This window comes from Pedobacter sp. PLR, assembly GCF_026239675.1.
GTDB lineage: Bacteria > Bacteroidota > Bacteroidia > Sphingobacteriales > Sphingobacteriaceae > Pedobacter.
Genome location: NZ_JAPIVQ010000003.1, coordinates 785129 through 796569 on the forward strand (window position 1 = coordinate 785129; position 11441 = coordinate 796569).

Here is an 11441-nt window from a genome sequence, read left to right on the forward strand (position 1 = left end):
ATGGCAATAATTAAGCGGTCGAAAAATATGACGATAAAAGTTAGTGCTGATTACGTGCTCCGTGTAGAAAAGAAACTTGAGAAGGTTGCCGATCAGGTGAATATCGAAGCAGCACACAATAATCTAACATTAGCATGTAACAAAAAGATTGTAGGCAGGGGGAATAAAACATGAAAAAACAAGGTGAATTATATTTTCTGTTTTTTTTAATAGTACTAACCATAATAAGTTGTAAAGCACAAAATATGGACGAAAAATTTGATTGGTCGGGTAAACTGTCTGCCCCAGAGGAATACCCGATAGAAGTTGTACAGGGCGAAATTTCTGGGGAAGGTTATGGACAGAGTTTCGGTCATTTTGGTATCCATACTCCTGGTTGGGGTAGTGGAGGACGTACGGTAGGCGCAGGCCCTGATACCAAACACTTGCCCGATTATCTGGGTATTACCTGGATATCATTTGCAGAAAAAAAGGTGTACTCAGGCCAGTTTACCCTGCCCAAAGATAAGATATTGGCACTGTTTAAAAAGGGTTTTCCTGACATTACAGACACATCAAAAACAAGCACATACAATACTTTTGTTGTGGGCTTGGCACCGAAAGGCCATATTAGCCTCTGGGTTGGCGAAGGCTCTGGCAACCAGGTAGAAGTGGCCACCTTTAAAGCAGAGGAAGCCCATATAGATACTGCTAAGGTTCTAGAGGAAGATAAATATATGTTCACGAAAAAATATGTGGATTATGTGTTGCAAGACACAATGATCGTAAAACCAGAAATACAGGAGAAAATAAAGCAACACGGCTATCCCAATCCCAGTATCTATTTAGTTGACTACCGAAAAAAGTATAACTGGCAGCCTAGGTTTGTACTCCCAAATGGCTTCAAGGTGAAAAACTGGTGGGCGATGATGTGTAATGGGGAGAGAGAATATATTCCAGTCGGAAGTAATTCATTGCCATTGGCAGAAAGAGCTTTACCTTATTTTATAAACTTGAAGTTTGAAGATTGGCATGGAAATAAGTATGAGAGTTTTATGGTACTAACCGGCGACCAAGGATATCTTCGAAAGTACTTTGATGACGGCGATAGTAAAGAGATTCCTTTAGATTTTGAGGGTGGCGAAGTAGAACAGCTATTTGGGGCACTTCCCGATAAAAACAGCCCCATCGAATTAATCATCGAAATAGATCCGCAGAAAAAGGCCGTCATTATAAGCTTAGAGCAAGGAAACATCAAAAAACAAATAGAAAAAGTGCATTATCATATCAATAACTATGGCAGTGAATATTAAATTTGGCACTTATACTCCTCCACCGAAAGATAAAGAACAAGTATTAGTTGTTAGAGCTGTTTTTTTCGATGGCACACTGAATAATAAAACCAATACTGAAGGTAGGCTAGCTTATCATAAAGAGAGTAAGTGGGAGGAGATCAGTGATTCAGATGGGAAAAAATCGAAAGCTTATAGGAAATATGGAATTGATGATGAAAAAAGCAGTTACCAGAACGAATATAGCAATGTGGCCCGTATTTGGGAAGGTTACAACGATAAACAAAGTGTATACGTAGAAGGTATGGGCACTACTGATATAGGCGATGATGATATACCTGGTTATGCTTTTGGTGCTGGCAAAACAGGTATAAAAGCCCGTGTAGACAAAGGATGCATGCTTTTGGTAACTACATTACCAAAAGGGGAAACAATAACTGTACTTAAGCTTGATGTTTTTGGCTTTAGCCGTGGCGCTACCGCTGCCAGGCATTTTGTTTCAGAGGTAAGCAAAGCAGAGATTAAAGGTGTAAATCCAACACCTGCCTATGGTTACCTGGCTAAATATTTAAAAGACAAGAAAATAACTGTAGAAAAACTGGAAATCCGTTTTTTGGGTATTTACGATACCGTTTCTTCTTACGAGCCCAAAGCGACGTCTGTAGTATCGATAGATGCCATAAGCCACAATTTTAAAAACGATGTAGCAGAACTGAGCTTAAATAACATACAAAAGGCTAAATGTGTATTGCATTTAACCGCAGAAAATGAGCACAGAGAAAATTTTGCACTTACACATGCGCATACCGGGCTGGAGCGGAGCCTCCCTGGGGTACATTGCGATATTGGAGGCAGTTATACCAGTGGCACGGAAAAGGTTGCTATAATTTTAGAGGGTTCAAAATACCAGTTAGAGGCAGAAAAAAACAGATTGGTGCAGCAGGGTTGGTATTTAGATGAAGAATTTGCTATTAGTTTTTGGGGCCCTAATCATGAACTATCAGGCAAGCGCAGGCTTAAACATACCTATAGTTATGTTCCCTTGCATATTATGGTTGATTATGCAAAACAATTTGATAATGCTATATCTATTAATAAAAAATTGTTAGAAGAAATTAAATATGATATTTCCAACGATCAATTATTGGTAAGGGCGAGAAAAAAACTTAAAAACTATGTTTTTAATAACGGAAATGCGTACACCTTTAAATGGTTTAAAGATGTACACTTGAAATATAAAGGTGTAAAAACAAATGAGCCCAGGTACGCTGAATACCAGCGTGAACTGCAAGAGCAAAAAGATTTACGTGCCTTAAGACATGGGTATCTTCATTGGTCGGCCAATTATAAAGGTGTGGGAATGGACCCCACACCAGATAGAGTGAGAGTCCCTTATTAGGTTTTTACTGAAGGTATGAATTACAAAAAATTATTATTTGATGGCGGTGGTGTTTCTCAAGAAGAAAAAATATCAATTGAAACGATTGAAAAAGCAAATCAACCTATTCAATTTGATGGGAATTTCGGGCTGGAAAGAAAGTTTGGAGAAAAAGGCGATCAACAGCATTATGGACTAGTCATCCTTTTTGAAGAAGAAGGCTTATGGCATGAAATCAAATACGAGCTATCAGTAACCTACCTGGGGCTAAATGAGGAGCAAAATTTTTTGTGGCAATTAGACCGAACCAGTCCCGTTTATATTAATGAGGTAATTCCTGAATTACTTGCAGATAAACTTGCTTACGAGGCTGGCAAAATCTTTTATCCTTTGATAGTCGAAACAAAACGGGATGGGAAATTTTTGGGTGTTAAAAATTGTAATGAAATAAGGAAAAGGTGGACGAAGGTTAGGGTAGATATTGAAAATTATTTTGAGGGAACTTATGCTGCCAAATACATTCATTTAATGGATGAGAGATTAATGGAGGATAATTTTATACAGATTTGCTTTCGGGAGGACTGGTTTATTCAGACTTATTTTCAATCGATTTACAAAAACTATAACGCGCAGTTAAATTTAGAAGAGCAACTGGTTTTTCCTAATCTTGACCCCATGGCTTTAGGTTATAAAACGGTAGAAAGTGTAAACCCACGGACGAATCATTTTGGAGCGCTCCAATTACAACACCAAGGGATACTAGAGCAGGATGAAATAAACTTAGCAACAGGTGGCTATCAGGCAAAATACATATTAAGCCCAGTTTCAAAAGCGATACAGATGATCATTGCTGAGTGGTGGGTTAAAGAAATTACGGAGAAAAAAGTAACATTAAAACTATTTACAACAGATAAGCTAAGCAATGAAAAGTTGCCAACTAATATAGCAGCAGCATCGATAGAAAATTTAGTGTTTTTGGATGGGAATAAAACAAACAAAAGTGAAAAAGGCTTTTGGGGTAACTGGTTTAAATAGCTTAAAATAGAGTAGTATGGCTGAAAAACATATTGTAGTTCAAGGTGCTGTTTGCTTGTGCAATTTTGGTACAAGTCCGGATAATTTGAAAGTTTTAACAAACCAGAAAAATTATGCAAATGATGATAATGGGAGTAAAAAACCAATTGCAACCCATAAAGATATAGGATCAACATTTGAAAAAAACACTTTTGGAAGCTGTTCAAAAAAGAACAACTCTCCATGTACAGCGGTGGTAACAAAATGGGCAGATTTCTATGAGGATACCTTGCTCGATAACGGTGGGAAAATTCTTTTAGAAAGTTCTAAAGCTACTTGCCCGGTTGGCGGTGCAGACTGTATTAAGATTATTAAACATGGACAAATGGCAGAACCTACCGCACAGAATTTTGACAATGCGAATGAAGGGGTGCAGAAAACGCTTAACCCGATGATTGCTGCTAAGGATATGCAAGAAACAGAGGATTTAAATAATGGTGTTATTGACGGGTAATAGTATTAGGCTAAAAACATGGCAAAGAAAGGTATAAAAAAAATCGCTTGGAATGGAGAAGGCAGAGTGCATAAAGATAAATCTAAGCCAAACTACTCTATTGTTATAGACGGAGGATCTACCGTAGGTTTTGTTATAGGTGAGTGGTTTCCTGGTACAACAGAAGCAGATAAGAAAAAACAGGTAACCTGGATGAGACAATCTGCAGATCAAAAAGTGGATTATTATAAAGGCACCCAGGCGAGTACAAAACCATATACTTTATTTATTTCAAAAGCTCAGGCAGGTAAGGTTTCCTATTATGTTGAAGCAAGTTTAACAGGTTTTAAGGATTTATCAGGTGGCACGGGCTTGTTTGTGCGTGCTTACAGTCCACCAAGAGTAGTAAGTTCTTATTGGAAAGAAGATATTGACGGAAATAGTAAGGAAATACATGTCGGTAATCCCACTCAATATAATGTTCCCCTTCATTTACATTTAGAATTAGAAGGATTGAATGGGTACAACTGTACTGTTCATATATATAACTGTGAATTTAATCTGTTCAGAGATGATAATCCGAAAATTAGGAAAACTTATACCCAGACCTGTATTAATGGTGCACTAGATGTGCACATCAGTTATAATGATGTATTACAATGGAAAAAAGAAATCGGTGCCGAGAAACCTATTGAACAGTTTTACGTCCAATTGAGTGTAGAAGGAACTACAGACTATATTAAAGATACCACACCAAAAGGTGATTTAAAGCATGCAACCCACTTATTCATTAAAAACAGTTTCGGTAAAATAATTGCTAGGGTAGTGCCATTACCAAAAGGTAATAAGGTAATTACCATCGGCGAAGAAGAAAAAAAGCCTGTTAAGTATGATCATTGTACCTTTTCTAAAATTAATATTTATGATAGAGAAGCCCCTGAAACGGTTTTTAATGAGTCAAATCCGTTCAAAATGGGTGTTTCGGAAGATAAATTTCTGTTCAGTCTAAATGTTTTATATGATACAGATCAGTATGAGGTGCCTAATGCTAGTAAGCAATTACTGAATAATATTATTAAGTATCTTAAACAAAATGCACACGTACCCGTTACCATAGATTCCTATGCAGATATTAGAAATAGTCATGCCTATAATGATGTGTTAACAGAGAAAAGGGCAAATGCCATTTTAAGTTATTTTAATACTAATGGTGTTAAAAATAAGCTAAAAGCTTTCTACCATGGAGAGAGAGCTGCAAAACAATTTGATTATATCACCAACGAAGATCGCCCAATTCATAAAATCAACCGTAAAACAGTGCTCACCTTTAAGGTGAATAATTTAAAAACACTTTTCTATAATACGATAACACCCAATTTTAAAGAATCGGTTGACCTTTCAATTTTTGTAAAAAAATTTGTTACAGAAGCCTGCCTTACCGAGGTAAAGGGAAAAAAACAGCATGACCATACGACGATCCAATATAGCGAAATCGTAAACTATGATGGTGTTAGAAATATACCCAATGATATTTCACTTAATGGTGAAGAGGCAAAACTAAAGATATTCTCCTTTGAAGGCGATATGTTTCCCTCAGCATTGGGATTAAAGCCCAACAGGTATGAAATAGGAATCCATTCCTGTGCATACTTTCCAAATCCTAATAAAACCACGCTGGTCATTAATGCTTTTACGGATGCCCTTTGGATTCTACAGGCTACTTACGATTTTGATGGTGATTACCCAATTGTATATCGGGGTAAACCAGAACCTATATCGATAATTAAAGGGATTAAAGGATTGCATGAAAGAGCCAAGTATTATATAGACCTATATTTAAGTGTATTAACCTATTTTCCAATGGGAGATGCTTACAAAATGCTTACCAATTTGGCGATCGATTTTTTCGTGTCAGAAGCAGAGATGTATGGCATAGGGTATGCTAAAAAATGGAATTACAGTGGTGGCAAGTTTAGTGAGTTAACCAACTACACCGACAATAACAGGGATTTGGTGGAGAAAGGGATTTTAACCCTTACCATTCTTGTAATGATTGTTGAACTGATTATTGCCATTCTTACTATGGGCGAATCTGCTGCAACAAAACTGCCAAAGTTAAAAAAGGCCGCTCGCCTAATAAAAAAGGTTAAAGAGGTAGGAGATAAGGTAGATGATTTAGGATTCGAATTCATATTTCCTAAAGTTGCCTTTACTTATGCAACCTATTTAGAAAAACATACAGGGGGTTTGATTCACTATGTCACCGAGTTTAATGTAAAGGCTGATCCGGTAATTGGTATCAAGTTTGAGAAAAGTCTCAGTTTAGAGGCCCTTATAAAAAGGGCGCTTACTCAAGAGCAAAAAGAAGATGGCGAAATGGGCTACAAAGACGAATTTGCCAACCTGAAAAAAGAAAAAATAGATGATAAAGATCCGTTAAAGGATAATGTTTATAAAACCTCCAGAAACTTTGCTAGAGGTAAAGCGGAAGGAGGGATTGGGAAAGGATTGCAGACACTGTTAGACCGTGCGGGTTACGATGCGAAGATTAAAATTATGTTTAGCGGAAGCATAAACCAAGAATATAAAATTAAAATTTCGTCTCCAGCACCACATGAGCAATTTGCGGGGCCTGTAAGTATTAAGAATAGTTTAGAGCAAGGGTTTAGCAATAGTGCCGGTAAAGTAATTGGAGATACAGCGATAAAAATGGAGGCAGAATTAATGATAAAAGGTCGCATACATGTTGTCGGTTGCCTCCCGATATCACCATTTCTGGCTTCTACTTTTTTTAAGAACAACCATACACAATATGATGCGACGCTAGGAGCCACTCTTGAGTCTCACCTGGTACACACTCGTACCTACGGAGCAAACGAAACTGAGGGGATTTTTTATGAGGATAAAATTTATTTCTCGGGAATTAAGGGTAAAATTAGTCTTGAAGTAGTAAAGTCAAATAAAGATAATAGTTCGTGGGATGGAGATGAAAAACATAATTTGGCTGATACCCAATTTCATTTATTTAAAGATAAAACCTTTATAATGGCAAAGGTTAATTTATTTTACAAGAACAACCAATAAAAATGAAAATCAAATACACAATCTTATTGATCCTATTAAGTGTAGGAGCCTGCAAACAAAAACAAAAGAATATGGATATTACCAAACCTCCCATTACCGAATCTAATAAGGAAAAAATTACAGGAGAGAATTCATTACAGCATCAATTAAAAGCGATTAAAAGATATTCGGAAGAACCGTTATATTATATCTATGTAAATCATGCTCAATGTTTTTTTCAGGTATTAATAAACGATGTACCTATATTCCGTTATTTTGAAGATGGAGAGATTATGTCGCCTATTATCTTAAATAACTACATCAGTAAATCTGGTCAACAAACCATTACTTATCGTTTGTATCCTCAAACCAAAAGAACATATGGTGAAGGGTTTAGCGCGTTGACTAAATATACCAAATTTGATGTTAAACTATATAAGCGCAACAATGCCGATACGGCAAATAGTTTCGAAAACCAGAAATTGCTGCTTACACATCATGCTGCGACAAAGACCGATGGAAAATCTTTTATCGGCGATGGGAAAGATTACTATGAATATACCTTTGCTTTTGAGGCAAAAGTGCCTTATCAATTGAAGGGTCTGGAAGATAGTCAAGACTTAACTAAGCTGGATCAAAAAGAATTACTGAAGAAGACAGAAATAGCTTATCATTATTATTGGGATATTATAAACAAAAAGAATCAAGATGATTATTTCAGATTAGGTTTCACCCCTGGTATTTCGCAAATCATTTCAGAATACCTGGATCAAGATTTGATTCAAAAGGGGAGGAATGATGAATTACTCGATTTTACTGAACCTACCTTTAAATTGGAACCACTGGAAAATTACAGTATGAAATTATATGGGCATGGTAAAATTGTTTGTTTAGAGCAAACTAGTGATGATTTACGGCTTAAAAAAAGATGGGCTATCTGGGGTAAATACAAGACCAGTGAAGGTGAAACCAGGGTAAGTTTTACTAAACTGTATCTACATATCCCTAAAGGAAAGGACACTTTTGAAATTATATAAGGTCATTTTAAGCGGTAAGCTATGTTTAAATATTTTATAACATCAGAAATGAAAGTAAGGTATATATGGATATCGTTACTCTTTTGCATAGGAGCTTGCAATCAAAAAAAACAATCTGCCCATAACATAAAACTATCTATCACTGATTCAAACAAGCAAGTAATTACCTCTGCTAATACCTTAGCTCAAGAACTTAAGCAAATACAACGTTATTCGAACGAGCCTTTTTACTATTTATATGTAAATCATGAACAATGCTTTTTTCGGATACTGGTTAACGATATTCCGGTATTTCATTATGTAGAAGATGGCCAGATAATGTCGCCTATTAATTTGAATAATTTTATTCAGAAGTCAGGTAAACAGACGATTACGTATCGTTTGTATCCGCAAACTAAAAGGACATATGGCGAAGGTTTTAATAAGCTAACTCTATATACAAAATTTGATATTAAACTATATGTACGCAACAATGCGGATACAGTAAATAGTTTTGAAAACCGAAAATTGCTACTTACACACCATGCGGCTACAAAAACCGATGGCAAGTCTTTTATAGGGGATGGGAAAGATTATTATGATTACACTTTTGATTTTGAAGCGAAAGTACCTTACGATTTAGACGTTCTGGAAAACAGTAAGGATCTTAGTAAAATTGATCAGATAGAACTTTTAAATAAAACTGAAGCAGCCTATAGGTATTATTGGAATCTTATTCAGGACAAAAAAGCAAATGAAGTTGCGAAACTGCGCTTTAATAGTGATACTTATCAAATTATTTCAGAGTACCTAGACGAGGAGCTGATCAGAAAAACCGTTGATGAGGGGGATTTTATGTTTACAGAGCCAAGCTTTAAATTAGATCCTTTAGCTAATTATCGCATGCAGTTATATGGAAATGGTAAAGTAGTGTGTTTGGAATTAGATAGTAATGACTTGTTTTTTAGATTTGAAAAACCTATTTGGGGAGATTATAAAACTAAAGAAGGAGAAATAAGATCGAGGTTTGAACGACTATACCTACATATTCCTAAAGGAAAAGACACTTTTGAAATAATATAACAACATGCTCGATTTTGACAAAAAATAGAAAACGGATCAAATGAATATGGCAGTCAAAAAAATGTATCAAATGGTCACAATTTATGAAGTCAGAAAAAAACAAATACTTGCTGCTTCTACTAACATTATTGGCCTTTATAGGTTGTAAAGGACAAAAAGTGGCAGAAAAATTCGAGTGGACGGGAACAGTCTCAGCTCCAGAAGAATACCCTATAGAAGTTTACAAAGGCGCAATTATTGCCAGTGACTTTACCTATGACTTTGATGCCATTTGGGGAACACAAAATACGGGCTGGGGAAATGATGGAGGTATTATGTCAGTTTCCACTAAGCAAATGGAAGCTCCCGATTCTTTAAGTTTTACCTGGCTTTCGCTAGTTGAAAATAAATTTTATACCGGCAAATGGAAGCTCGATAAGAACCGCATCGTAAAATTGTTTAGAGAAGGTTTTATCAATACCATGAATCATAAGAAGGAAACCTATAAACTGATTAAAGTTGGCCTAGCACCAAAAGGTAGGGTAATGGTTTGGCTTAGTGGTGCAGGTTTTCAAACCGAGGTAGGCACATTCCAAGCGCATGATACGACTGTTACCGCAGTGAAAGCATACGAGAATGCTAAGTATATGTTCAAACCTAATTATATTCAGCTTACACTGGCAGATGATATGGTGATGAAGCCAGAAATCAAAGCTCGAATTAAGCAGTATGGACAGCCGGATATGGACATTTATGAGGCTTATCGGAAGCGTTACGATTGGCGCCCGCAGATTATCCTTCCAGATGGAGGGAAAGCTGCAACACTTTTTTATAGTTACCTAAACGGAGAACAAGAAAATAGGTTCGGAGAAGAACTGATCAGTAATCGATACATTTCAAGAGCTGTTCCCAATTACATTACGCTGATCTGGAAAGATAAAGGAGGAAAAAGGAATGGTTTCGAAATCAGGCCTTTTGATGAAAAGGAGATACTCGCTGCTTATTCGAAACTTGGTGGTGCTAATTCTATCGATCTGATAATCAAATTGAATGAAGATGGAATGACTGCTGAGGTGTCATTAAAAAACAAAGAGAAAGAAATAAAACTGACCAGGAGTAAAATTAAGATTAGTGAAGATCTGGATTGATATGATGGCAGAAATAGAAGTCTCTTCCTCATTTGTTAAATGAGGGTGTATATTATGATCCCAATGAAAACTATATAGCTCAGTATGAAAAGAAAACAAAATAAGCTAAAAATAATGTTATGTTCAGTGCTATGTTTCCTTAGTATGAGCAGTTGTAAAACCGATGGAAATAACCTGGTTTTAGAACGGGGGAAGCCAATTGATCTCGCGTAGGTTGATTTCCAAAAACTTAACTTAGATAAGTTTTTTGCTAAACTAGCTTATGGAAAAGAAGATAAATTGGGACCAAAGGTGCATACAAATAATCAAAGCGAACCGCTAAAGATTAAACGGATCACAATATATAATATCACTGATCAGCCATTCCTTGAACAATACAAACGGAGAGCGAATTATACCATAAACAAGGGTGAAATGTACGGGGACTTAAATTTTGTGGAGAGGAGAGCCCCATTATTTGGAATGAGAGATCCTGATTTAAGGAGTTTTGGCTATTGGGATTCAAAAGAAATTGGGTTCAGCCAACTATATGCAAGTGCTACACCAGCTAACAAATTAATTAGGATAATTCTTGAAAATCAAAATTTGCATAACGGGGGTCAGAAAGAGTATAATGCTTTATTTGAGGTATTAAAAAAGCAGAACAAGACCGCTACGTTAAAAGTAGTTCCCCAATCTGACGGAATTCCAACCTATACCTGGACTACAAAAGATAAAGTGATACAGTTGTATTTTTTAACGATTGATGATTTAAACGCATATACCTTAAAGATCGCCTACTTAAATCCCGATACAAAAGGATATTTAAAAGGGCTTGGTCATTAATTTTCAACTGAAAAAGCAACGATTAACATAATCAGAAACTGAATGAGCGCTAAACCAATTTACGAATTATTTATAGATGCAAGGGGCTGTTAGATAAATCCTGTAAATCTCATTTTAGATATAAAGAATATGATATCACGAAGAATTTCGACTGTAATGTTTTGTTATTTC

The 11441-nt window shown here is 36.1% G+C and carries 10 protein-coding genes; all 10 read left to right on the forward strand.

Annotated elements, in window-relative coordinates; all coding sequences use genetic code 11:
* The 10 genes from OQX61_RS10570 (at position 1) to OQX61_RS10615 (ending at position 11270) form a co-directional block, all read left to right on the forward strand.
* Entirely contained in the window at positions 1-174 is a 174-nt protein-coding gene (locus tag OQX61_RS10570) for a hypothetical protein (protein ID WP_265841626.1), read from the forward strand.
* Complete coding sequence (locus OQX61_RS10575) at positions 171-1292, forward strand: DUF2931 family protein (RefSeq protein ID WP_265841627.1); 1122 nt, start codon at positions 171-173, stop codon at positions 1290-1292. The genes OQX61_RS10570 and OQX61_RS10575 overlap by 4 nt, the downstream gene beginning before the upstream one ends.
* The gene (locus OQX61_RS10580; RefSeq protein ID WP_265841628.1) at positions 1276-2670 is read left to right on the forward strand and encodes a DUF2235 domain-containing protein; all 1395 of its coding nucleotides are present in this window, start codon (positions 1276-1278) and stop codon (positions 2668-2670) included. The genes OQX61_RS10575 and OQX61_RS10580 overlap by 17 nt, the downstream gene beginning before the upstream one ends.
* Before the next feature lie 15 nt (positions 2671-2685).
* Positions 2686-3684: a hypothetical protein gene (locus OQX61_RS10585; RefSeq protein ID WP_265841629.1), complete on the forward strand. Its 999-nt coding sequence runs from the start codon at positions 2686-2688 to the stop codon at positions 3682-3684.
* Positions 3685-3700: 16 nt separating this feature from the next.
* Entirely contained in the window at positions 3701-4177 is a 477-nt protein-coding gene (locus OQX61_RS10590; protein ID WP_265841630.1) for a DUF4280 domain-containing protein, read from the forward strand.
* An 18-nt stretch (positions 4178-4195) separates the two neighbouring features.
* The gene (locus OQX61_RS10595; protein WP_265841631.1) at positions 4196-7240 is read left to right on the forward strand and encodes an OmpA family protein; all 3045 of its coding nucleotides are present in this window, start codon (positions 4196-4198) and stop codon (positions 7238-7240) included.
* A gap of 2 nt (positions 7241-7242) precedes the next feature.
* Complete coding sequence (locus OQX61_RS10600; protein ID WP_265841632.1) at positions 7243-8256, forward strand: hypothetical protein; 1014 nt, start codon at positions 7243-7245, stop codon at positions 8254-8256.
* Between the two features lie 21 nt (positions 8257-8277).
* On the forward strand, positions 8278-9318 hold the full coding sequence (locus OQX61_RS10605) for a hypothetical protein (RefSeq protein ID WP_265841633.1): 1041 nt from the start codon (positions 8278-8280) through the stop codon (positions 9316-9318).
* Positions 9319-9401: 83 nt separating this feature from the next.
* Positions 9402-10445: a DUF2931 family protein gene (locus OQX61_RS10610; protein ID WP_265841634.1), complete on the forward strand. Its 1044-nt coding sequence runs from the start codon at positions 9402-9404 to the stop codon at positions 10443-10445.
* 414 nt (positions 10446-10859) lie between these two features.
* A complete protein-coding gene (locus OQX61_RS10615) occupies positions 10860-11270 on the forward strand; it encodes a hypothetical protein (protein ID WP_265841635.1) in 411 nt (136 codons plus the stop codon).
* The last annotated feature ends 171 nt before the right edge of the window (positions 11271-11441 follow it).